This window comes from Mesorhizobium loti CJ3sym, from assembly GCF_000472785.1.
GTDB classification, from domain to species: Bacteria; Pseudomonadota; Alphaproteobacteria; order Rhizobiales; family Rhizobiaceae; genus Mesorhizobium; species Mesorhizobium loti_E.
In genome coordinates, this window is sequence record NZ_AXAL01000006.1 from 292,104 (window position 1) to 312,911 (window position 20,808).

General features: G+C 63.4%; 23 protein-coding genes and 1 pseudogene. 11 read left to right on the forward strand and 13 right to left on the reverse strand.

The features are described from left to right. Window positions 1-41: 41 nt before the first annotated feature. The 3 genes from A3A9_RS0110160 to A3A9_RS0110170 form a co-directional block, all read right to left on the reverse strand. Window positions 42-998 (reverse strand): sugar ABC transporter substrate-binding protein, encoded by a 957-nt coding sequence (locus tag A3A9_RS0110160; RefSeq protein WP_033838453.1) that lies wholly within the window; start codon window positions 996-998, stop codon window positions 42-44. 114 nt (window positions 999-1,112) lie between these two features. After that, on the reverse strand, window positions 1,113-2,012 hold the full coding sequence (gene iolE / locus A3A9_RS0110165) for a myo-inosose-2 dehydratase (RefSeq protein WP_027058692.1): 900 nt from the start codon (window positions 2,010-2,012) through the stop codon (window positions 1,113-1,115). Next, window positions 2,009-3,127 carry a Gfo/Idh/MocA family protein gene (locus A3A9_RS0110170; RefSeq protein ID WP_027058693.1) on the reverse strand — a complete coding sequence of 373 codons (1,119 nt, stop codon included), beginning with the start codon at window positions 3,125-3,127 and terminating at the stop codon, window positions 2,009-2,011. The genes iolE and A3A9_RS0110170 overlap by 4 nt, the downstream gene beginning before the upstream one ends. A 97-nt stretch (window positions 3,128-3,224) precedes the next feature. Here A3A9_RS0110170 and A3A9_RS38570 point away from each other — a divergent pair, with 97 nt between their 5' ends. Further along, the gene (locus A3A9_RS38570; protein ID WP_033838454.1) at window positions 3,225-4,694 is read left to right on the forward strand and encodes a PLP-dependent aminotransferase family protein; all 1,470 of its coding nucleotides are present in this window, start codon (window positions 3,225-3,227) and stop codon (window positions 4,692-4,694) included. Window positions 4,695-4,717: 23 nt separating this feature from the next. Here A3A9_RS38570 and A3A9_RS0110180 read toward each other — a convergent pair whose 3' ends face one another. Together A3A9_RS0110180 and A3A9_RS0110185 are read right to left on the reverse strand one after the other, a co-directional pair. After that, complete coding sequence (locus tag A3A9_RS0110180; RefSeq protein ID WP_202596362.1) at window positions 4,718-5,635, reverse strand: alpha/beta hydrolase fold domain-containing protein; 918 nt, start codon at window positions 5,633-5,635, stop codon at window positions 4,718-4,720. 9 nt (window positions 5,636-5,644) lie between these two features. After that, a complete protein-coding gene (locus A3A9_RS0110185) occupies window positions 5,645-6,163 on the reverse strand; it encodes a cupin domain-containing protein (protein ID WP_027058695.1) in 519 nt (172 codons plus the stop codon). 134 nt (window positions 6,164-6,297) lie between these two features. On the opposite strand from A3A9_RS0110185, the gene A3A9_RS38575 reads away from it, so the two are divergent. Next, entirely contained in the window at window positions 6,298-7,221 is a 924-nt protein-coding gene (locus A3A9_RS38575; protein ID WP_051370845.1) for a LysR family transcriptional regulator, read from the forward strand. A gap of 28 nt (window positions 7,222-7,249) precedes the next feature. Here A3A9_RS38575 and A3A9_RS0110195 read toward each other — a convergent pair whose 3' ends face one another. Continuing rightward, a complete protein-coding gene (locus A3A9_RS0110195; RefSeq protein ID WP_027058696.1) occupies window positions 7,250-7,708 on the reverse strand; it encodes an Lrp/AsnC family transcriptional regulator in 459 nt (152 codons plus the stop codon). 172 nt (window positions 7,709-7,880) lie between these two features. On the opposite strand from A3A9_RS0110195, the gene A3A9_RS0110200 reads away from it, so the two are divergent. Both A3A9_RS0110200 and A3A9_RS0110205 read left to right on the forward strand, forming a co-directional pair. After that, on the forward strand, window positions 7,881-8,621 hold the full coding sequence (locus A3A9_RS0110200) for an AzlC family ABC transporter permease (RefSeq protein WP_027058697.1): 741 nt from the start codon (window positions 7,881-7,883) through the stop codon (window positions 8,619-8,621). Beyond that, window positions 8,618-8,917 carry an AzlD family protein gene (locus tag A3A9_RS0110205; RefSeq protein WP_027058698.1) on the forward strand — a complete coding sequence of 100 codons (300 nt, stop codon included), beginning with the start codon at window positions 8,618-8,620 and terminating at the stop codon, window positions 8,915-8,917. Before A3A9_RS0110200 ends, A3A9_RS0110205 begins: the two co-directional genes overlap by 4 nt. Before the next feature lie 52 nt (window positions 8,918-8,969). On the opposite strand, the gene A3A9_RS0110210 is transcribed toward A3A9_RS0110205, so the two are convergent. Continuing rightward, entirely contained in the window at window positions 8,970-9,605 is a 636-nt protein-coding gene (locus A3A9_RS0110210; protein ID WP_027058699.1) for an FMN-dependent NADH-azoreductase, read from the reverse strand. Between the two features lie 107 nt (window positions 9,606-9,712). On the opposite strand from A3A9_RS0110210, the gene A3A9_RS0110215 reads away from it, so the two are divergent. Beyond that, the gene (locus A3A9_RS0110215; RefSeq protein WP_027058700.1) at window positions 9,713-10,663 is read left to right on the forward strand and encodes a LysR family transcriptional regulator; all 951 of its coding nucleotides are present in this window, start codon (window positions 9,713-9,715) and stop codon (window positions 10,661-10,663) included. Here A3A9_RS0110215 and A3A9_RS0110220 read toward each other — a convergent pair. Then, window positions 10,602-11,222 carry a TetR/AcrR family transcriptional regulator gene (locus A3A9_RS0110220; protein ID WP_027058701.1) on the reverse strand — a complete coding sequence of 207 codons (621 nt, stop codon included), beginning with the start codon at window positions 11,220-11,222 and terminating at the stop codon, window positions 10,602-10,604. The two genes, A3A9_RS0110215 and A3A9_RS0110220, sit on opposite strands and share 62 nt — an antisense overlap. Before the next feature lie 66 nt (window positions 11,223-11,288). On the opposite strand from A3A9_RS0110220, the gene A3A9_RS0110225 reads away from it, so the two are divergent. Beyond that, the gene (locus tag A3A9_RS0110225; protein WP_027058702.1) at window positions 11,289-11,714 is read left to right on the forward strand and encodes a VOC family protein; all 426 of its coding nucleotides are present in this window, start codon (window positions 11,289-11,291) and stop codon (window positions 11,712-11,714) included. Between the two features lie 9 nt (window positions 11,715-11,723). Here the strand turns inward: A3A9_RS0110225 and A3A9_RS0110230 are convergent, their stop codons facing one another. Further along, window positions 11,724-12,674 carry a S1C family serine protease gene (locus tag A3A9_RS0110230; protein WP_027058703.1) on the reverse strand — a complete coding sequence of 317 codons (951 nt, stop codon included), beginning with the start codon at window positions 12,672-12,674 and terminating at the stop codon, window positions 11,724-11,726. Between the two features lie 226 nt (window positions 12,675-12,900). On the opposite strand from A3A9_RS0110230, the gene A3A9_RS0110235 reads away from it, so the two are divergent. After that, window positions 12,901-13,773 (forward strand): S1C family serine protease, encoded by an 873-nt coding sequence (locus A3A9_RS0110235; RefSeq protein ID WP_027058704.1) that lies wholly within the window; start codon window positions 12,901-12,903, stop codon window positions 13,771-13,773. Between the two features lie 8 nt (window positions 13,774-13,781). Next, complete coding sequence (locus A3A9_RS43910; RefSeq protein WP_051370847.1) at window positions 13,782-14,501, forward strand: response regulator transcription factor; 720 nt, start codon at window positions 13,782-13,784, stop codon at window positions 14,499-14,501. Between the two features lie 6 nt (window positions 14,502-14,507). On the opposite strand, the gene A3A9_RS0110245 is transcribed toward A3A9_RS43910, so the two are convergent. After that, window positions 14,508-14,897, reverse strand: coding sequence for a type II toxin-antitoxin system VapC family toxin (locus A3A9_RS0110245; protein WP_027058706.1), 390 nt, complete (start codon window positions 14,895-14,897; stop codon window positions 14,508-14,510). Further along, window positions 14,894-15,160, reverse strand: a complete 267-nt coding sequence (locus A3A9_RS0110250) for a type II toxin-antitoxin system VapB family antitoxin (RefSeq protein ID WP_027058707.1) — start codon at window positions 15,158-15,160, stop codon at window positions 14,894-14,896. Before A3A9_RS0110250 ends, A3A9_RS0110245 begins: the two co-directional genes overlap by 4 nt. Before the next feature lie 178 nt (window positions 15,161-15,338). On the opposite strand from A3A9_RS0110250, the gene A3A9_RS0110255 reads away from it, so the two are divergent. Further along, the gene (locus tag A3A9_RS0110255; protein ID WP_027058708.1) at window positions 15,339-16,205 is read left to right on the forward strand and encodes an SDR family oxidoreductase; all 867 of its coding nucleotides are present in this window, start codon (window positions 15,339-15,341) and stop codon (window positions 16,203-16,205) included. Between the two features lie 19 nt (window positions 16,206-16,224). Here the strand turns inward: A3A9_RS0110255 and A3A9_RS41125 are convergent. Then, window positions 16,225-16,738 (reverse strand): annotated as a pseudogene (locus tag A3A9_RS41125) (TIGR00645 family protein). Between the two features lie 431 nt (window positions 16,739-17,169). Next, window positions 17,170-19,440 carry an OmpA family protein gene (locus A3A9_RS0110265; protein WP_027058709.1) on the reverse strand — a complete coding sequence of 757 codons (2,271 nt, stop codon included), beginning with the start codon at window positions 19,438-19,440 and terminating at the stop codon, window positions 17,170-17,172. A gap of 198 nt (window positions 19,441-19,638) precedes the next feature. On the opposite strand from A3A9_RS0110265, the gene A3A9_RS0110270 reads away from it, so the two are divergent. Together A3A9_RS0110270 and A3A9_RS38585 are read left to right on the forward strand one after the other, a co-directional pair. Continuing rightward, complete coding sequence (locus A3A9_RS0110270) at window positions 19,639-20,085, forward strand: YcgN family cysteine cluster protein (RefSeq protein ID WP_027058710.1); 447 nt, start codon at window positions 19,639-19,641, stop codon at window positions 20,083-20,085. A gap of 226 nt (window positions 20,086-20,311) precedes the next feature. Beyond that, window positions 20,312-20,683 (forward strand): hypothetical protein, encoded by a 372-nt coding sequence (locus A3A9_RS38585; RefSeq protein ID WP_027058711.1) that lies wholly within the window; start codon window positions 20,312-20,314, stop codon window positions 20,681-20,683. The last annotated feature ends 125 nt before the right edge of the window (window positions 20,684-20,808 follow it).

The window sequence follows — 20,808 nt, forward strand, 5'->3', positions numbered from 1 at the left end:
CTGTGGATGAAACGGCCGGGGCGAGGCCCCGGCCGCCAGTATCAGCGCTTGCCGAGTTTCGACAATTCGATGACCGACGCCGCCGTGTCCTTGGTGACGAAGCCGGGACCCGTCGGATAGTCGGCGATCGGCATGATCTTGTACTTCTTCCAGAGGTCGAACATCGCGACCGGTATATAGCCCATGGCATATTGCTGGGCATCGATGCCCCATTCCATCTTGCCGGCAACGACGGCCTGCAGGATGGTGGGGGACAGATCGAACGTGCCGGTCTTCACCTTGCCCGACAGACCCAGTTCATCAAGCGCGGCCAGCGTCGGTTCGGCACCGCTGGCGCCGACGGCGAGGATGAACTGTGTGTCGGCATGAGCGGTCATGTAGGCGATCACGCGGTTCTTCATTTCCGTCGGGTCGATGACGCCGTTCATCACCGGCACGTCGACGCCGAGACCCTTGGCAAAGCCGGCGCAGCGGTCGTCGAGGCTCGAATTGCCGACCTCGTGGTTGGCGCAGACTGCCTTGGTGAGGCCAAGCGCCTTGATGCGCTCGCCGGCCATGACGCCTGCCTGGAATTCATCCTGCCCCATGAACAGCAGGCCGCCAAGATCATGGGTGAGCTTCGAGCCGCCGGAATCGATGACGATTACCGGGATGCCGGCGGCGACTGCGTTCTTGACCGGCGTCGAAAGGGCGGCCGCGTCGGGGATCGACACAACCATGCCGTCCGGTTTAGAGGCCGCGATGGCGTCGATCATCTGCGCCATCTTGGCCATGTCGAAGGTTTCGGGCGCCAGATATTCGGCCTTGACGCCGAGGGTCTTGGCGGCATCGTCCATGCCGTTCTTGACCACCGACCAGTAGGGGTCGCCGCTCTGGCCGTGGGTGACGAACACCACGCGCGTCTCATCGGCGGCCGCAAAGGTCGTGGCCGCCGCCATCATCGTGACGCCGGCCAGCAGGCCGAGCGCAGGCTTTACTAATTTCGCAAGCGAAAACATAGAAACCTCCTGTTTGTTTTCCGCCGCCGCAATTACGGTCGGCAGTCCAGTTGCCCCTTCATTCCAGTTTCATTCATCAGCACTGGTTCCTTGATGGGCCGCATGCGGCCCCGATCATTTCGTTACGGTAAATCCGGCTTCTCTCGCCATGCGCGACAGGTTCTGGAATCCCATCGTCGCATAGATCAGCGGGGTGGCCCTGCCGGGATCCTGCTCGGCCTCGACGACAAGCCAGCCGCTGTAACCATTGTCGGCCAGTACGCGCAAAATGGTGGGATAGTCGATGGAGCCGTCGCCGGGAACGGTGAAGATCCCTTCCATGACCGCGCCCATGAAACTCATGTCCCTGGCGCGGGCGCGCTCGAGCACGGCCCTGCGGGTGTCCTTGCAATGCACATGCACGACGCGTTTGACCTGCGCCTTGATTAGGGCCAGCGGGTCGCCGCCCGAAAAGATCGAATGGCCGGTGTCGTAGAGCAGGCCAACGGCTTCGCCGGTGTGGCGCATCAACAGGCCCACTTCGGCATCGGTTTCGACGATGGTTCCCATATGGTGGTGAAAGGCCATGCGCACGCCGAAATCCGCCATCCTTTCGGCGAGTGCGGTCAGCTTGCGGCCATAGGCCGGCCACTCCTCCGGGCTGAGGACTGGACGCTGCGAGATCGGCCCCCAGATGGCGTTGTGGCGCCCGCGCGAAGTGTCGGCATAGACGACATGGGTCGAGCCCATATCCTTCAAGAGCTGGAGATGCGGCGTGATCGCATCCATCTCCGCATCGACATCCTTTTCGTCGCAACGGCCGTCATACCAGCCGGAAATCACGTCCAGGCCATAGTGCTGCATGATCGGCTTCAGCTCGGCCGATTGGCGCGGAAACTTGCCGCCCAGTTCCGTGCCGGCATAGCCGGCCTGCCTGGTTTCGGCGAGGCAGACTTCAAGCGGCGTGTCGCCGCCGAGTTCCGGCACGTCATCATTAGACCAGGTGATCGGATTGATGCCGATGCGAACCTTCACGGGCGAACTCCTGATTGCTTCAACTGGGCAAGGTGATGGCGGGCAAGACCGGCCAGCAGTGTCATGTCGCGACGCGCATGCTCGGCGGTGTTGCGCGCTGGCGTGCCTTCGACGATCGCCGACCAGAAGCCTTTCAACTCCTCGACGAACGCCTCTTCATAGCCGCTGCGGATGTCGCGGCTGGAAAGCGTGTGGCCGTCGCCGGTGCGCACGGTCAGCCGCGTCGGCTGGTGGTTGAGATAGGGCGAGGGGAATTCCAGTTCGAGCGATGCGTCGTCGAAGTAGAGCGTGATGCGCTCGCGATAATCGGGCAGCTCGGGTATCGCGACATGCGCCATGGTCCACAGGGCCTGGCCATCGAGCAGCCGTACGGTGCCCTGGCCGCCTTCGCCCTTGGCGAACAGCGAGGCGCCGACGATTTCCCCATCGGCGACGCCAAGCGCATCAAGCAAGCCATGGACGGCGTTGACGTCGTGCACAACAGCCGAAGAATAGGCGCCGACGAAGCCGCGGAAGGCGTCGGGGTCGTCCAGTCCCGGCACGGCACGCGCCACCTGCTCGCGCTGCCTGGCTTCGGTCGAGGCAACGAGGTCCGCCGAGACGTCGTCACCCCGGCAAGTGGAGGTGTGCCGGATGAAGGGCCACGCATCGGGATCGTTGACCTCGACCGAAATGTAGCGAAGCGTGCGCGCCGTGCCCGGCAGCATTTTCAGGGCCGCTTCGTAGCTGGGGTCGAAACGCTTCATGTAGCCGACCTGGAGCACCTTGCCGGCGCGATCCCTGGCGGCAATCAATTCATCGATGTCGTCGGCGCTGTAGCAAAGCGGCTTTTCGCAGAATACATGCAGCCCCTTGGCGAAGGCGGCGAGGCTTTGTTCCCTGTGCAGTGCATCCGGCGAGGCGATGATCACGGCGTCAAGCGGCATGGCGAGCAGCGCGTCGAGATCGGAGAACGTCTCGAGGCCGAATTCCTCGCCGACAAAGGCACGGACCTTGGGTGATGGATCGTAGACGCCAACGATCTTGAACTGCCGGTGCAGCTTGAGCAGGTTTGGAATGTGCTCGACCTGGGCGACCCCGCCCGCACCGATCACGCCCATCCTTATGCACTGCATTGGTCAGCCCCATCTGAACCCGATCGCTTTTTTCTTGAGCCTAAGGCTGCTTTGGTTCCATTGTTAGAACCAGAGTCGATTGAATTTTAGGAACCAGATGAAGACCAGCTTTCCCGTCGACGGCATCGCGCTCGATCGCGACAGCCCGGCCAATCTGCACCGGCAGCTCTATGTCCAGTTGCGCGGCCTGATCGAACGGCGCGTGCTGCCGAGCGGCCACGCACTACCCTCGACGCGGGTCATGGCGCGGGATCTGAATGTCGGGCGCAACACGGTGATTGCCGCTTGCGACCAGCTGGCGCTGGAGGGCTATCTGGCGATACGGCCACGCAGACCCTCGGTGGTCATGGACCTGCCGACCCGCTCGATGGCAGCCGAACATGTGTCGGTCGAGGACGCCAATCCGATATCGCGGCGCGGACAGACAATGCTTGCCCAACCCTATCATCATGGCCGGCCGGGCATGCTCGCCTTTCATCCCGGCATGCCGGACCCGGATAATTTTCCGTTCAACACCTGGTCGAAACTGCTCAGCCGCCGCGCCAAATTCGCGCATATCGATCTTTTCGGCACCTATCACGTCAAAGGCTATCCGCCGCTTTGCGAGGCCATAGCGCGCTACCTCACCGCCTCGCGCGGCGTGAAGTGCACGCCTGAGCAGATCGTCGTCACCAATGGTGCCCAGTCGGCTTTCGATCTCCTGGCCAGGCTGCTGATCGATGACGGCGACACGGTGTGGATGGAGGAGCCGGGCTATTACGGCGCGGGGTCGGCCTTTGTCTCGGCCGGGGCGAGGCTGGCGCCGCTACACGTCAGCAATGCAGGCTGGGATCTCGATCCACCGCCTGTGGTTCCGCGCATGATTTTCGTGACGCCGTCCTGCCATCACCCGCTCGGCATAACCATGCCGATGGAACAGCGGCTCAATCTCCTGCACATGGCCGAGACCTGGCGCTCGTGGATCATCGAGGATGATTATGACGGCGAATATCGCTTTCAGGGGCAGCCCATTCCGGCGCTGCAAGGCATCGGCGCGTCAAACCGCGTGGTCTATGTCGGGACCTTCGCCAAGATACTCTTTCCGGCCATGCGGCTCGGCTTCATGGTGGCGCCCAAGGCGATAGACCATACGATCGTCTCGGCTCTGAGCGTGAGCGGCCAGTTCGCGCCCTTGCTGACCCAGGCCGCGCTGGCGGATTTCATGAACGAGGGGCATTTCACCCGCCATCTCAGGCGCATGCGGCGTCTCTATGCGGAGAGGCGGCAATTCTTCCTCGAAAGCGCTCAGAGGCATCTCGGAGAATGGCTGGACTTCCACGCCACCGAATCCGGCATCCAGGTCGTCGGCATTTTTCGCGGGAGATGCAGCGACAGGGCGGTTGCCGAGGCGGCGCTCCAGCAGGGCATCAACGTTTCGGCGCTGTCGATGCAGTACCGCCACGGCACGGAGCAGAACGGTCTTGTCATGGGCTTTGCCGCCGCCGATGCGCAGACGACCGAAAAGACGATGCACAAGTTTCGCGCCGTGCTGAAAGCGCATTTTTCGGCGACGGATAAGCAGAGATAGAACCCGGGATTGGGCGACGTGTACTAAAGATGCTGACGGAGGAAGGCTCCCACCATGTCGACGGCCTGACGCGCGGCTTGCAACTGGGCAAGGTTGGAGGGAAAGACATGAGTCATGCCTTCCCAGATATGCAATGCCGCGTCGCCGCCGGCGCTTGACGCCGCCTCGACCACGCGGCGTGAATCGTCGAGCAGGATCTCGTCATCGCCGACATGGACCAGCAGCGGCGGCAGTCCGCCCAGGGGCTGATAGAGCGGCGAGGCTCGCGGGTCGGTGGGGTCGGTGCCCTTGAGGTAGAGGTCGGCCGCTTTTTTCAGTTCGTCGCGTTTCACCAGTGGATCGGCTTGCGCTCTCGTCCGCATCGAGTCGCCGGCCAGCGCAAGATCGGTCCATGGCGACATCAGCACCGCGCAACGCGGCATGACGCCGGTGCCCTTTCTAGCCGTGGCCGCCACAAGCGCGAGCAACGACAGCGCAAGACCGCCGCCGGCCGAGTCGCCGGCAATCGCGATCGCCTCGTAGCCGAGGTCGCAAAGACCGGTGAATACACTGAGCGCGTCGTCTATGGCCGCCGGAAAGGCATGCTCGGGCGCCAGCCTGTAGTCGGGAATGAAGGCCGGTGCGCCGGCGCGCTGCACGATCTGGCTGACAAAGTTGCGGTGACCGATGGCGGAACCCAGAACATAGGCCCCGCCATGAAGATAGAGGATCACCGCTTGTGCGGCATTGGCCTTTGGCCGGCACCAGATGCCCGATACCGTTCCGACCGTGCCTGTCTCGAAACTGACACCGTCGGCGGCAGGCGTGTGTTGCATCAGCTCTTCGAAAACCGACCGCGATGCCGGGGCAAATTCCAGCGCCGGCAGCGTCGCCAGCATGTCGCGCATCGCTTGCATGACGGCGCGGTCACTCTCGTCCTCGGGGTGAATTTCGACGATCATGAGTTGGTCCTAAGGCTTGAGAAGTTCGGTGCGGAATTCCGGGGCGAGCGCCGCGGCCTTGGCGAGGAATGCGCCGAATTGGTCCTTTGTCAGTTCTGGCGCGGATGCCGTGCGGCTCTCGACCGGTGTGCCGACCTGGGCAAAAAATACCTCCTGCCCGGCGGGTGCGCACATGCACAACATGCGCACATCCGCGCCTGAGACATTCTTGAAGGAATGCGGCGCGTTGGCTGGGATGTTCACCGTCATGCCAGCCTTGGCCACGCTTTTCTCGCCACGGAAGGTGAATTCGATCTCGCCTTCCAGGAGATGGAACATTTCCTCGAAATCATGCCGGTGCGGGCCGGGACCGCCGCCATTCGGAACCTTCATGTCGATCAGGCAGAAGCGTCCGGCTGTCTGTGCGCCGGACAGCAGCACGGTGTAGGTGTCGCCGACCACGGCCAGATGCTGAAGCGACGCATCGTCGGGATCGACGACCGAGAGCTGGCGATCGAGGTCGTCCGGGGGGATTTCGAATTCGGGCATGTCTGGTCTCCAGGGATTGTATCGGCGGGGCTGCCAGCTGTCGTGTCATTGGTACCCGCTAGTTAGAGCCGGCACAGCAAAAAGCTCGTTCGACCGGCTAGACTCACTGTCCCACGGATGGAACAGTCGCCGATATGATCGATCTCAATGATTTGCGCGTTTTCGAGAAAGTGGCGGCGACCAGCAGCTTCTCGGTTGCGGGCCGCGCGCTCGGCCTGCCGAAATCGACGGTCAGCCGCAACATCGCAAGGCTGGAGCAGCAGCTGGGCGCGCGGCTGTTCCAGCGCACCACCCGAGCGGTGATCCTCACCGCCGCCGGGGAAGCGCTGCAGACACGTTGCGTCGAGCTGATGGCGCGGATCGACGAGACGGTGACCTATGTCGAGAGCCTCGCCGGCGAGCCACGCGGCCTGCTGCGCATCAGCGCCGGCATCGGCTTCGGCATCAATGTCCTGTCCCGGCATCTGCCCGCATTCCTCGCCCGCTTTCCGCATGTCGACGTGGCGCTCGATCTGACCAGCCGCGATCTCGATCTTGTCGCCGAGCGGGTCGACGTGGCGATCCGGATGGGGCCGCTGCCGGATTCGGCGCTGGTGGCGACGCGCCTGGGCAGCGTGCGCCGCTGCCTCGCCGCCGCGCCCGACTATCTCAGCCGGCATGGCACGCCGCTGACGCCGGCCGATCTATCCACGCATGAGTGTATCGAAATGCCGCGCGGCGACGGCCGGACGCGGACCTGGCATTTTTACCGGGGCGGCGAGATGGCCACGGTCGACGTCCGCAACCGGGTCAGCGTCAACGATGCGCTGACCATCCACCAACTGGTCCGCAATGGCTCTGGTCTCGGCATGCTTTCCACGTATCTCTGCCTCGACGACTTCACTGAGGGCCGTCTCGTCCCGTTGCTCACCGATTGGGACATCGCGCCGGTCGAGGTCAACCTGTTGTTCCCGAGCAAGCGCGAGCTGTCGCAGACCGTGCGCAGCTTCGTGGATTTCATGCGCGAGGTTTCGGTCCCCACCGAGCATTGGCAAGGCGGCATCGCCGGGACGGATTGATGTCCCTTATTCTCTCGCTTGCGTCACCTCAGATCGGCAATTCCGACGTGTATTTGATCGTCCAGCTCGGGACGTCGGTCTTGACGTTCTGGACGCCCTTGATGCGGCTGAGATGCTCCGACTGGAAGCGGCGGTAGTCGTTGATGTCGGCCGCCACCACGCGCACCATGGCATCGCAGTCGCCTAGCATCAGGTAGCATTCCATCACTTGCGGCAGCTTGGCCACTTCGGCGGCGAAATGCTCGATCGTGTCCTCGTCCTGCGTCTTCAGCCAGATGCGGGTGAAGAAGGTGAGGCCCTTGCCGATGCTGGCCGGATTGAGCACGGCGACATAGCGGTCGATGACGCCGGCCTCCTCCAGAAGCTTCACGCGGCGCAGGCAAGGCGAGGGCGACAGGCCGACCTCATTGGCCAGATCGTTGTTGGCCATCCGCCCGTTGCGCTGCAGCGCCCGCAGGATGCGCCTGTCGATGTCATCGAGCTTCATGGCGTTCAATTCCATATCTTCCGTAAATCGTGACATTCAATGCCAAAATAATGGCAAAGACAACAATCTTCGCAACCAAATTGCGGGGCCAACTTTATATGGTTGCGCCGACACCATCACCATTTGACGCGTAACCGCGAACGGCGGCGGCGAGGCCGGCCAGTGGAAAATCATGAGCGTTTCTGAAGCAACATTGCCCGAGGCGATTGACGGCGGATCGGGTTCGGAGTTCCGGCGCGGGGTTGTGTCGTGCGTGCCGGTCCTGCTCGGCACAATCCCCTATGCGCTGGTGCTGGGTGCGCAGGCGACACAGAAGGGCCTCAGCGCCGTCGAGCTGCCTCTGATGACCGGACTGAATTTCGCCGGCGGTTCGGAATTCGCGGCCATTCAGCTCTGGACATCGCCGCCGCACATCGCGCTCATCGTCGCCATCACCTTCCTGGTCAACAGCCGTCACTTCCTGATGGGGGCAGCCCTGGTGCCATTCCTGGGGCATTTGCCGCAGCGCAAGGTGTTTCCGGCACTGTTCTTCCTCTGCGACGAAAGCTGGGCGCTCGGCCTGGCCGACGCCAAACAGCGTGCCGACGCCGGCATCACCCCAGCCTTCAGCCTGCGCTACTACATGGGCGCGGCGCTGGCGATGTATCTGGCCTGGGTGGGCTTCACGGCGACGGGCGCGCTGCTTGGCCCGATGCTCGGCGATGTCCAGCATTACGGTTTCGATATGGCGTTTCCGGCCGTCTTCCTGGTGCTGATGCGCGGCATGTGGAAGGGGACGGCGGCGGCGCGGCCCTGGCTGGTCAGCCTGGTCGTTGCCGCCCTTGTCTATCTCTTCGTTCCCGGCGCCTGGTACGTCGCGGCGGGCGCGGTGTCGGGGCTGGCCTCGGCCTGGCTGATGGCAGGTGATGCATGATCGGCGCAGCAACCCTTCTCACCATCGTGCTGATGGCCGGCGTCACCTATCTGACGCGCATCGGCGGCTATGTCGTGCTGCGCAACCGCACGCTCAGCGCACGTGCCACGGCGGTGATGGAGGCAGCGCCCGGCTGCGTGCTGATCTCGGTCATCGCGCCGGCCTTCGTGTCGCGGAACCCTGCCGACCTTCTGGCGCTGGCCATCACCTTTGTCGCCGCGACGCGGTTGTCCATGCTGCCGACCGTTTTAATCGGGGTCGCTTCGGCGGGTCTGCTCAGGCACTTCATCGGATAGAACGAAAAAGGCAGGCGCGGGCGCCTGCCTTCGAGCTCAGATGGATGGTTGTTTACGCAGCCGCAGCAACCTGCTGGCTGGCGGCTACGACCGCGTCGACCTTGGCGGTCGCCTTGGCGAGTGCCGCGGTCACCGCATCCGGGCCCATGCCGACACCTTCGATGCGGATGACGTCGACATCGGTCATGCCGAGGAAGCCGAGCACGCCGCGCAGATAGGGGACGGCGTGATCGAACTGAACGGCGGCGCCTTCCGAATAGATGCCGCCCGAAGCCAGCACGATATAGACCTTCTTGCCGGTGACGAGGCCCTTGGGGCCGCCTTCGCCATAGGCAAAGCTCTTGCCGGAGCGGGCGATGTGATCGACCCAGGACTTCAGCGTCGAGGAGATGTTGAAGTTGATGAAGCCGGTGGCCAGGATCACCGTGTCGGCGGCGAACAGCTCGTCGAGCACGACGTCGGAGACGCCGACCACTTCAGCCTGGCGCGGGGTGCGGGCTTCGGCAGGGGTGTAGATGCCGGTCGCATAGTCGGCATCGATATGCGGTAGCGGGTTGGCGACGAGGTCGCGCACGACCAGCGTGTTCGAAGGATCGGCGGCAACGAGCTTTTCGGCGAATTCGGTGGCGATGCGGGTCGAGTGCGAGGCAGCGCCGCGCGGGCTCGAGGTAATGAGAAGAATGGACATAGCGGGTCTCTCCAGTGGAATGAATTGTCCCACCACATATGGGGTATCGACCCATCAGATAAACTGGTATATTTTCTATACGATCCATCTATAAAATAGATACAGTGATGCAGCCTAATCCGACCCTCGACCAGCTTCAGATCTTTGTGGCCGTTGCCGAGACCGGGAGTTTCTCGGCCGCTGGCCGCAAGCTCAACCGGGCGCAATCCGTCATCAGCTATGGCATTGCCAATCTCGAGGCGCAGCTTGGCCTGAAACTGTTCGAGCGCGAAGGCACGCGCGAGCCGCAGCTGACCGAGATCGGCCGGGCGATGCTGGAGGACGCAAGGCGCATGATCGGCGTGCTGCAGCGCATGCGTTCGCGCGTCGATGGCCACCATCACGGGCTGGAGGCCGAAGTGGCTTTGTCGGTCGATTCCGCGTTGCCTTCGCCGGTGCTGGTGCGGGTGCTGAAAGCTTTCGAGGCGCAGTTTCCGACTGTGATGCTGCGACTGCATATAGGTTCCCTTGGATTGATCCCCGACCACGTCGTCAATGGACAGGCCGATCTTGGCATTGGCGGCCTGCTGGGCGAGGTCGACATCCATCTTGTGCGCATCGGCTTTATGTCGATCGTGCTGGCCGCGGCGCCCAGCCACCCGCTGGCATTGCTGCCAAAGCCATTGGCGCTCGAGGATGTGCGCGAACACACGCAGCTTGTCGTCACCGACCAGTCCGAACGCACCAAGGGACGCGACTTCGGTGTCTTTGCCTATCGGACCTGGCGCCTCACGGATATGCGCACCAAGCACATACTCATGCGCGAGGGGCTGGGCTGGGGCGGGCTGCCGCGCTGGCTGATAGCAGACGACCTGGCGAGCGGCCGCCTGGTGGAACTCGACCTCGAACCCTTTAGCGAGGTGAAGTCGCCTATGTTTGCCATGCATCGCAACGACAGCAGCCCGAAGCCGGCGGCGGCGTGGCTGATCGAACGGTTCAAGCGCGGGCTCGGTTGCTTCAACGAGTTCGAGCCGGGCGAGGTGCCTGAGGAGGAGCCAGCCCATCGATCAGCGCCATGAGGACAGCTCTGTAATCGTGCGCTGACGCACCGGCCTCGATGGCCAGTGCCGCCCTGTCGAAGGCGGATGCAAGCAGCGCGGTCAGCGCTTGCGCCGGCAATCTCGTCATCCTGTTGGCCCGCATCGCGGCAACCAGGCCCTCGCGTAGCGCACGGTTGCCGTGGCGGTTGTCGATCTCATCCATGGCGGCGCGGCCAAGCACAGCCGGACCATCGAGCAACAACAGCCGCGTACGGCCGGGTGCACGCATGGCGTCGAGGTAGGCGTCGGAGCCGGCGATGAGCGCATCGCGGGCTTCAAGCGAGGGTGGCGAAGCGCGGTCGATCTCTTCCGCCACCGCCTGTGCCTCCTGCTCGACCACGGCAGCAAACAGCGCCTGCTTGTCGGCAAAGTGGTGATAGAGCGCGCCGCGCGTGACGCCGGCGGCGGCAACGATCTCCGGCGTGCCTGTCTCGGCATAGGATTTTTCCGTGAACAGTTTTCGCGCCGCGGCGATCAGATCGGCGCGTGTCGCCTCGGTGCGGTCGCGGTTGGAGCGGCGCGCGGATTCCTGTTGCATACATGCAGCCTGTATGTTAATTCGATCTACATGCAGACTGTATGTTAATTGACGGGAGAAGGAAAGATGAAGACCACGAGCTATTACCCGGTGCTGATGACCGGCGACGTTGCCGGTACGGCGGCTTTCTACGTCAAGCATTTCGGTTTCCAGCCGCTGTTTGAAAGCGACTGGTACGTGCATCTGCAATCGGTCGACAACAAACGCGTCAATCTCGGCATCGTCCAGGGCGACCACGAAACAATCCCGGAAGAGGGGCGGGGGCGCACGTCGGGCCTGCTTATCAATTTCGAGGTCCGCGATCCCGACGCGGTCTATGAGCGGATCCTTGCCGCCGGCCTGCCAATCCTGCGGACGCTGCGCGACGAGCCGTTTGGGCAGCGCCATTTCATCACCAAAGACCCCAACGGCGTGCTGATCGATGTGATCAAGCCGATCCCGCCGAGCGAGGAATTTTTGGCGCAGTATGCTGAGGGCGCGGCTGGGGCATGAGTGGCAGCCTCAGCTGGCCCTTGCCGCCGGCGTTACCGTCACCTGGCTGACGCCGGTGCGGCGCACGACGGTGCACAGTGTCTCGCGGCCGATGCGTTCGGCGTCGAGCATACGCACCAGGTCGTCGACGCCGGTGACCGGACGGCCGTCTATTGCCGCGATGATGTCGCCTTCCTTCAGGCCTGCTTTGGCCGCCGGGCCGTCCTTCTCGACACTGCGCAGCCGCACGGCGGTGCTGGTCGACACCTGTGACAACAAGGCCGCGCGGCGCGGCAGGTTGGTGGTGTCGGCGGATATGCCGATGAAGGCACGGCGCACGCGGCCGAAGCGGATGATCTCCGAAATGACGAAATTGGCGGTGTTGGAAGCGACCGCGAAGGCGATGCCTTGGGCGCCGTGGATCATGGCGGTGTTGACGCCGATGACCTCGCCGGCTGACGAAACCAGCGGGCCGCCGGAATTGCCGGGGTTGAGCGCTGCGTCGGTCTGGATGACGTCGTCGATCAGCCGGCCGGTCGAGGCGCGCATGGAACGGCCGAGTGCGGAGACGACGCCCGAGGTGACGGTCCATTCGAAGCCGAGTGGATTGCCGATGGCAATCGCGATTTGGCCGCGCCGCAGCCGCTTGGAATCGCCGAGTGGCGCCACATCGGCAAAGCTGCCGTCGGCGCGGACCAGGGCGATGTCGGTGTCGGGATCGCGGCCCAGCACGCGGCCCTCGCTGGAGGCTCCATCCGGCATCGAGACGCGCACCGTCTTGGCGTCGCCCACCACATGGAAATTCGTGACGACCAGTCCGTCCGGCGCAATGACGAAGCCGGAGCCATGGCCGCCCTGGCCGACAATACGCTCGATGCGGCAGACGGCCGGGCCTATGCGGTCGACCGCATCGGCCACCGTCGTCGAATAGGCGTCGAGCAATGTATCGTCGGGTTCAAATTTGGCAGCGGCGAGGGCCATGGTCGGGCTCCGTGTTTTCAGGCTTGATCGTGAGTTTTTTCCTGTGCGTGTCGTTATCCCAAAACCGCCAAGCACTTTTGGGCGACACGCACTATATGTGCGGAGCGGCCGGAACCGCCGCGACCTGACCAGATGGCCAGTCAAACCAGCAACTAGCCGTCAGGCGAGTACCTGCGGACGCACTGCCGAGCGATATCTGGGGCATGAGAAAACCCAGGAGATATTCATGAGCGACTTCAATCTGAATGCATTTTCGCAGGCCATCGCTGATCTCGCGGCACAAGCGGCGCCGGCAACGGCTGGTTTCGCCACCCATCACCATCGCACGGCGAGCGCCTTTCACTGGCGCGACGGCTATTTCGTCACCGCCGAGGAAGCTGTCGAGGCCGGTGAGGAAATCGAGCTGACGCTGGCTTCGGGCGAGACCGTGAAGGCCGAGCTGGTCGGCCGCGATCCTTCGACGGGCGTTGCCCTTCTGAAGCCCGCGGATGCTGCCACTGCGCCTGTCCTTGCCAAGGCCGATGCCGTTCGGCCGGGCAACATCGCCATCGCCATCGGCAGCAGCCAGGGTTCTTCGCTTGCCGTATCGGGTTCGGTGGGCGAAGTCGGCCCGGCCTGGCGCTCGATGCGCGGCGGCACCATCGACCGGCGCATCAATCTGGCCGTTGGCGCCGGCGGCCGCTTCGAGGGTGGCCCGGTGCTCGACGCCAAGGGCGCGCTGATCGGCATGCTTCTATTCGGGCCGCGCGGCCGGGCGCTGGTCATGCCCTATGAGACGATCGAGCGGGCGGTAGCGACGCTGCGCGAAAAAGGCCATGTCGCGCGCGGCTATCTCGGCGCCGGCCTGCATCCGGTGCGTGACCGCGATGCGCATGGCGCGATGGTGATGAGCCTCGACGACAACGGTCCGGCCAAGGCTGCCGGCCTGTCGCTGGGCGATATCATCGTGGCGTGGAACGGCGAAGCGGTGCATGGTCCGCGCGACCTGATCCGCAGGCTCGGACCGGATAGCGCTGGTGTTTCGGTGACGCTTGGCGTGGTGCGCGGCGGCGAACAGCGTGAGGTCGCGCTGACCGTTGGCGAAAAGCCGCTGAGCTGAGAGGGCTGATGGAAAGCGACACGCTGACAAGACCTGACGCGGCTGGGCCCGATAGGATCGGCCCGGACGTGGCGGGCGGCGAACGCCCCCTCGTGGTGCTGATCGCGCTGCGCGATGCCGCGCGCGCCGAGCACTTGTCAGCTTTGCTTGCCATGGTGGACAATCTGCTGCCGGTCGTGGCCGGCGGCGGGGTCGCCGATGTCGCCGTCATCGATGATACCGTTGCCAACAGCGCGGCCTGGGTCGATCGGGTGAGGGCTGGCCATATCCCGCCTCCACAGGTGCTGCTGTCCGCGCGCGCTATCCGGCCGGAAGGCCAGGTGTTTGCGGTGCTGCCGTTGAGCGCAGATGCCACCCTGATAGCGGCCGCTGTCAGGTTGGCGGCCGCCGGCTACCGGGTGTCCGGCGACGGGCGTTCGACTCCAGGTCGCCATGACGATTTCGATGGCGGTGATGCAGTCAGTGGTGGGGCTGGAAGCCATAGTGGATTGTTCGGCGAGGAACCGCTCGACGATGGCGCCGCCCCTCGGCCAGCTCTGTCGCCACGCGAGGCGGAAGTGCTGGCGCTGCTGGCCGAAGGCGCGCCCAACAAGGTGATCGCACGGCGGCTCAACATTTCCGTGCATACGGCGAAATTCCACGTCGCCGCGATCTTGATCAAGCTGGGGGCCGCCAACCGTACGGACGCCATTGCGATTGCGATGCGGCAGGGGCTGGTGCTGGTCTGATATTGCTCAGACCGCCGCTTCGATATCGGTAAGCCGGAAATCATCGCCCTTGAACAGCAGCGGCATGGCTTCGAGCCGCGCCGTGGCGTAAGCGATGCAGTCACCGAAGTTTAACGCTGCCGGATGCCGGCCCTTGCCGTAACGCAGGAAGGCTTGGCGGGCGACAACTGCGTGGTCAGCCGTGAATGGGATTGTCTCGATCGAGGCGGTGTACAGAAAACGGTCGAGGCGATCCAGGATGTCATCTTGCCGGCCGCCCGCGAGCACCATCGTCGTCTCAAGAAAGGTTGGCGCTGCCAGCAGCCGTTTCCTGGCTTGCGTGATCGCGAGCACGAAGCGTTCATAGCCTGGCTCGAGACGCAAAATGGCGACCAAGACCGAGGAATCTATGATCATTTCGTCGGGATTCCAAACTCATCGTAACCGAGGATTTCGTCTTCGGTCATCGCATTTTCCCGTTCGGGGATTTTTCCGGCACTATCGGCGATTGCCATCAACCGCTGAAACAGATCTGTGGCTTCGTCGCGCGGCACCAGCCGCTCGCGCGCAACTTCCCGCACGAGGCTTTGGCGGATCGCCTCCGTCACGGACACGCGGCGGCGCCGGGCGAGTTCTCGCGCCAGTTCCTCAACTTCCGTGTTCTTGATCGAGAGTGCCATTCTATATTCTACCTGTCTGTATAGAATATATATCTGACGGCCGTTTAAGCCAACAGATTTCGGGCACCCGTCCGGCCAGCCTCCCCAGCGTCACCATGGCTTCCCGGCGCAGGCTCTTGTATCCGGCAGCGGCGCGGGCAAGGATCGCGCAAACGATCACAATTCACGTGGAGGAAAAATGTCGCTCAAGGGAAAGACGCTGTTCATCTCCGGCGGGTCGCGCGGCATCGGACTGGCGATCGCGCTGCGCGCGGCTCGCGACGGTGCCAATGTGACGATCGCCGCCAAGACCGCTGAGCCGCATCCGAAGCTGCCGGGCACGATCTACACGGCGGCCGAGGAGATCGAGCAGGCGGGCGGCAAGGCCTTGCCGATGCTGTGCGATATCCGCGAGGAGGCGCAGGTCGCCGAGGCTGTTGCCAAGACCATTGAAAAATTCGGCGGCATCGACATTTGCGTCAACAATGCCAGCGCCATCCAGCTCACCGGCACGCTGGAGACCGACATGAAGCGCTACGATTTGATGCATCAGATCAACACGCGCGGCACCTTCCTGGTGTCCAAAATGTGCATTCCGTACCTGAAGTTGGCTCAAAATCCTCACATCCTGAATCTGGCGCCGCCGCTCGACATGAAGGCCAAGTGGTTCAAGAACCATGTCGCCTACACGATGGCCAAATTCGGCATGTCGATGTGCATGCTGGGCATGAGCGCGGAGTTTGCCAAAGACGGCATCGCGGTCAATTCGCTGTGGCCGATCTCGACCATCGATACGGCCGCGGTGCGCAATCTGCTGGGCGGCGCAACGGTTGTGGCGATGAGCCGGTCACCCGACATCATGGCCGACGCCGCGCATGCCATCTTCATGCGGCCGTCGCGCGAGGCATCGGGCAATTTCTACATCGACGAGGAGGTGCTGCGCGCCGAGGGCGTCAGCGACTTTTCGGTCTATTCACCAGGCGCGACCGGGCCGCTGGCCGGCGACTTTTTCGTGCCCGACGAGGTGTTTGCGCGGTCGGACAGCAAGATCAAGAATATCTACTGACGGGAAGGCGATAGCTGCCTCACACCTCGTCCTTCTTGCCTTTGCTCAGGCCCATCAGCCGGTCGATATAGGCCAGCATCAGCGCCGAGACGACGAAGGCGAGATGGATGATGGTCAACCACATGTTCGTCGGTGTAGGTGGACGAGTTCAGGAACACCTGCAAGAGGTGGATGGACGAGATGGCGACGATGGTCGAGGCGACCTTGACCTTGAGTGAACCGACATCGATCGTGCCCAGCCAATGCACGCCAGCGCCATCTTCGTCGTCGAACCGGCTGACGAAGTTCTCATAGCCCGAGATGATGACCATCACCACCAGTGAAGCGACCAAGGCCGCGTCGATCAGGCCGAGCATCTTCAGGATGGTGTCGGTGTCGCCGAGCGTGAACGCCACGGTGACGAACTCGTAGAGCTTCTTGCCGAACGACAGCGCATAGACCGCCAATGCCAGGGCCAAGCCGATATAGAAGACGACCAGCAGCCAGCGCGAGGCGAGGATGATCGATTCGATGGCGAGTTCGAGACGCTTCATGGCTGGATCCGCTTGGTTCTCTTGTCGGTGTCGGGCCGTATTTCGGCCAGCTTACCGCGGTTTGCAAGACAAATTGATGGACAGGTTCGCCGTCCCAAGGCGACGCCGAACAGCTATATCTCGGTGTTTTTGACGCAATTCCCGCGAAAAAAAGATTTCACACTTTTCCTGGAACTGCCCTGAGCAAAAAACCCCGCCGGGAGGGCCGGCGGGGCTCAATGCATCCCGCTGGAGTCGGGACGGGGCAGGGAACGCCCAGACAAGAATCTGGGGTGTGTGAGCCCGTGATTCAATGAGCCGGCTCTAATGCCCGTACAATTCTTGTTGACCCAGCGCATGCTGTCGGCCGTTCTTCCCATCCCGGTTGACCGGGATGGGTTCTGTTTGCCGACCTGATTCCAGAAGCCACTGCAAGCTACTGGAAAATCAGGTCAATTGTTGCTGGCGACGGGTGCCACCAGCGAGGTGATGCGGCGGATGGCAACTCGCCGGTTCTCGCGGTTGGGTGCCGATGTGTTCACCTTCAGATACTCCTCGCCATAGCCCTGTGTCGTCAGGTTCTCCGGCGGGATGCCGAAGGCGTTGGTGAGCGCCTCGGCCACCGATTCGGCGCGGCGATCCGACAAGGCCAGGTTGGCCTCCGGCGTGCCGACCGCATCGGTGTGGCCTTCGATCAGGAAGGTTTCGGCCGGGTTCTTCTTCAGCAGCTTCTCCATGGCGTCAGCGACGCCCTCGAGCTTCTGCACCTCGGTGTCGGAGATCGAGGCCGAACCGAATTCGAAGTTCAGCGTGTCGAGGTCGACGCGGCGTGCGATGTCGCGCACGCGGGCCGAGCGCTTGACCTCGTCGATCGAATAGAGACGCTGGACCTTCTCCACCGGCGGCTGTTCGAGGAAGGTGTAGTAGTCATCAGGGCTCTCGACGTCCTCGGAATCGAGGATGTATTGCCGGCGCGGAATGGTCAGCCGCATCGGCGGCAGGTCGTCGCCGGGATCGCGCCAGTCGCCTTCATCCTGATAGCTGCGCTCGTCGACATAGCTCAGTACATATTCGCGGCCGTCCGGCGTAATGCGTGAACGCTGGATGACGTCGCCATAGCGATTGCGGATGGTGACGATCTGGACGCCATTGCCGCGCTCGACGGTTTCGCGGGTGCGATTCTGCGGCAGATCCTCATAATAGACATCCTTGGCGCCGCGGTTCATGCGCGTGCCGTCATTGCTCTGCACGATCGTCTGGCCGCCGAGCTGGATGATGACGCGGTCGCCGATCTCCTTGAGCACGTCGACGCCCTTGGGGCGGCGGCGGTCGCGGATGTTCTCGTCGGGCGCGCGGTCGAGGCGCTTGCCTTTTTCTTCCGTCACCGGGACGAATTTTTCAGGCTTGATCTGCTGCTGAGCGGCCTTATCGTCGGTGGGCGGCGGACCCTGGTCGACGGGGGCGACCACCGGCTTCTTTCCTTGATCGGCGCCTTGCTGGGCATTCTGGCCACCATTCTGGTCACCGCCATTCTGCTGGCCGTTCTTGTCGCCATGCTTGCGGCCGCCACCTTTGCGCTCGGCATCCTTCTGGCTGTCGAGGATAGGGGCAGCATTCGGATCGGTGGGCGCCTCGCCTTGCACCGGGGTTTCACCTTGGACAGGTGCTGCCTTGTTGCCATTGGCAGGCTGTTCACCTGTCGCGGGCTGCTTGCCTGTCTGCGGCTGTTCGCCATTGGCGGGTTGCTCGCCATTCGCAGGCTGTTCACCCGCCTGCTTCTTGCCGTGCTTCTTTGTCTTGTCCTGGGGCTGTTCGCCCTGGACCGCCGGCTGTTCGCCGGCAGGAGCCGCCTCAACCTTAGGCGTCGTTCCTTCGCCAGCGGGCGCTTCTTTCGGCGTTGGGGCAGCTTCCGGTGTTAAGGCCGGTGCCTCCTTCTGCTGGTCCTGCTTGTGTTTCTTGCCGGGCTTGACCGGCTGGTTGTCGTTGGCGGGCTCGGCCTGGTTGGCGGGCGCCTGCGCGGCAGGGGCTTCGGTCTGCTGCTGGTCGCGCTTCTTCTTGCGCGGCTGCTGTTCGCCGGTTGCAGGCGCGGCTTCGCCTGTTGGCGCCTGCTCGGTCTGCTGCTGCTGATCGCGCTTTTTCCTGCGCGGCTGCTGCTGGTCGTTTGCGGGAGCGGCTTCGCCGGCAGGTGCCAGCTCGATCTGCTGTTGCTGCTGATCGCGCTTCTTCTTGCGCGGCTGCTGCTGGTCGTTTGCGGGAGCAGCCTCGCCGGCGGGTGCCTGCTCGGTTTGCTGCTGCTGATCGCGCTTCTTCCTGCGCGGCTGCTGCTCGTCGGTTGCGGGAGCGGCTTCGCCGGCTGGCGCCTGCTCCGTCTGCTGCTGTTGGTTGTGTTTCTTGCGGGGCTGCTGCTCGCCTTGCGCAGGTTGCTCGGCAGGCGCCTGTTCGGTCTGCTGCTGCTGGTCACGCTTCTTGCGCGGCTGCTGCTCACCTTGTGCCGGTTGCCCCGCCTGGGCGGGCTGCTCCTGCTTTCTCTTCCCTTGCTTCTGCGCGCAGGCTTCGGCCGATTCGCCCTCGGCGCAAGCGGCTTGCGCCAAAATGAACGGGGCTGACGTGCGCTGGGCCAGGCCGAATGCGGCATTGCCTTGCAGCGGGTACGCGCCCAACGGCGCGGATGCCATCAACAGGCCAAGTGCGGTGCCTGCCAGAATCCGTGGTTGGCGTTTCATCGAAAACTCTCCTTGTGGGATCCCATCCTTGCCGAAACCGATCTTGGAGCGATTGGTTCCAGTATGGCCCAGTTATACACCGTACGGGGCGATTGGCCGGCCTTTTGAAGGCAACTTCGTGTCTTTCGGCCGGGTTGCGGCCGCATTTCAACCGTTGCCGCGCTTGACCTCGGCGCCTGCCGGGGCCACATCCCCAAAATGGAAACGCCGTTCTGGAAAACAAAGGCGCTGGAAGCGATGAGCCCGGCCGAGTGGGAATCGCTGTGCGACGGCTGCGGCAAATGCTGCCTGTCGAAGCTCGAGGACGAGGATACCGGCGAGATCTACTGGACCAGCGTCGGCTGCCGCCTGTTCGACGCGCAGAGCTGCCGCTGTTCGGACTATGCCAACCGGCTGGCGCGCGTTCCCGATTGCGTTGGGCTGACACCGCAGAATGTGCGCACCATCAGCTGGCTGCCCAGCACCTGCGCCTACCGGCTGGTGGCCGAGGGCCGCGACCTCTATTGGTGGCACCGGCTGGTGTCGGGCAGCGCCGAGACCGTGCACGAGGCCGGCATTTCAATGCGCGGCCGGGTCAAGGCCAGCGAGACCGAGTTGGCCGAGCCCGAGGATTATTTTGACTATATGCTGGACGACGAGCCATAGGGCTCGCGCCGGGATGAGGAGCCCTTGAGACGACTGTCCGCATGGCACTTCGAAGCCAGGAACCGGGGCAGGGCGTTTGAGGATTTTTTTGAAGGCCGGCGCAGATTTCACGCCACATGAACCGCAGATGAACGGCAAGTTCGTAAACAGTTCAGACAAGCCAGTGCATTCTCCCATCATCGGTTTCAAGAGGACGGGCTCAAGCCCGCAACAAGGAGAGAGAACCATGTACAACGCGATCAAGACGGCGGCCCTTTCGGCGTTGGTCGGCCTCGGCACGCTGGCGGCCATACCCGCCCATGCCGACAACCTCTATCTCGGCTTCGGCAACAACAACGATCCGCGCGTCGGCGTCTATGTCGGCGAGGACGGCTATCGCCACCGCCGCGACGAGCGCCGTGACGATGACCGTCGTGACGACTGGCGCCGTGGCTGCTCGCCGGACCGGGCCCTCGACAAGGCCGAGCGCATGGGCCTGCACCGTGCCCGCATCGTCGACGTCAACCGCCGCACGGTGAAGGTGATGGGACGCCAGGACGGCGACCGCGTCGTCATCGTGTTCGCCAATGAGCGCGGCTGCCCGGTTATTTATCGCTAAAGTTTGCGGCATAACCCTCTGCGAGGGTTAGCCTGTAGTAGCTGAGAGCCCCCGTACCTCTGCACGGGCGCGGCTCGAACAAAACCCCGCGGGAGCGATCCCGCGGGGTTTTTCATGCACGATAT

Bases quoted from the DNA above. Each gene is read 5' to 3' on its own strand.
- A3A9_RS0110160 (WP_033838453.1), bottom strand. From the start codon at position 998: ATGTTTTCGCTTGCGAAATTAGTAAAGCCTGCGCTCGGCCTGCTGGCC.
- A3A9_RS0110170 (WP_027058693.1), bottom strand. From the start codon at position 3,127: ATGCAGTGCATAAGGATGGGCGTGATCGGTGCGGGCGGGGTCGCCCAG.
- A3A9_RS38570 (WP_033838454.1), top strand. From the start codon at position 3,225: ATGAAGACCAGCTTTCCCGTCGACGGCATCGCGCTCGATCGCGACAGC.
- A3A9_RS0110180 (WP_202596362.1), bottom strand. From the start codon at position 5,635: ATGATCGTCGAAATTCACCCCGAGGACGAGAGTGACCGCGCCGTCATG.
- A3A9_RS0110185 (WP_027058695.1), bottom strand. From the start codon at position 6,163: ATGCCCGAATTCGAAATCCCCCCGGACGACCTCGATCGCCAGCTCTCG.
- A3A9_RS38575 (WP_051370845.1), top strand. From the start codon at position 6,298: ATGATCGATCTCAATGATTTGCGCGTTTTCGAGAAAGTGGCGGCGACC.
- A3A9_RS0110195 (WP_027058696.1), bottom strand. From the start codon at position 7,708: ATGAAGCTCGATGACATCGACAGGCGCATCCTGCGGGCGCTGCAGCGC.
- A3A9_RS0110200 (WP_027058697.1), top strand. From the start codon at position 7,881: ATGAGCGTTTCTGAAGCAACATTGCCCGAGGCGATTGACGGCGGATCG.
- A3A9_RS0110205 (WP_027058698.1), top strand. From the start codon at position 8,618: ATGATCGGCGCAGCAACCCTTCTCACCATCGTGCTGATGGCCGGCGTC.
- A3A9_RS0110210 (WP_027058699.1), bottom strand. From the start codon at position 9,605: ATGTCCATTCTTCTCATTACCTCGAGCCCGCGCGGCGCTGCCTCGCAC.
- A3A9_RS0110215 (WP_027058700.1), top strand. From the start codon at position 9,713: ATGCAGCCTAATCCGACCCTCGACCAGCTTCAGATCTTTGTGGCCGTT.
- A3A9_RS0110220 (WP_027058701.1), bottom strand. From the start codon at position 11,222: ATGCAACAGGAATCCGCGCGCCGCTCCAACCGCGACCGCACCGAGGCG.
- A3A9_RS0110225 (WP_027058702.1), top strand. From the start codon at position 11,289: ATGAAGACCACGAGCTATTACCCGGTGCTGATGACCGGCGACGTTGCC.
- A3A9_RS0110230 (WP_027058703.1), bottom strand. From the start codon at position 12,674: ATGGCCCTCGCCGCTGCCAAATTTGAACCCGACGATACATTGCTCGAC.
- A3A9_RS0110235 (WP_027058704.1), top strand. From the start codon at position 12,901: ATGAGCGACTTCAATCTGAATGCATTTTCGCAGGCCATCGCTGATCTC.
- A3A9_RS43910 (WP_051370847.1), top strand. From the start codon at position 13,782: ATGGAAAGCGACACGCTGACAAGACCTGACGCGGCTGGGCCCGATAGG.
- A3A9_RS0110245 (WP_027058706.1), bottom strand. From the start codon at position 14,897: ATGATCATAGATTCCTCGGTCTTGGTCGCCATTTTGCGTCTCGAGCCA.
- A3A9_RS0110250 (WP_027058707.1), bottom strand. From the start codon at position 15,160: ATGGCACTCTCGATCAAGAACACGGAAGTTGAGGAACTGGCGCGAGAA.
- A3A9_RS0110255 (WP_027058708.1), top strand. From the start codon at position 15,339: ATGTCGCTCAAGGGAAAGACGCTGTTCATCTCCGGCGGGTCGCGCGGC.
- A3A9_RS0110265 (WP_027058709.1), bottom strand. From the start codon at position 19,440: ATGAAACGCCAACCACGGATTCTGGCAGGCACCGCACTTGGCCTGTTG.
- A3A9_RS0110270 (WP_027058710.1), top strand. From the start codon at position 19,639: ATGGAAACGCCGTTCTGGAAAACAAAGGCGCTGGAAGCGATGAGCCCG.
- A3A9_RS38585 (WP_027058711.1), top strand. From the start codon at position 20,312: ATGTACAACGCGATCAAGACGGCGGCCCTTTCGGCGTTGGTCGGCCTC.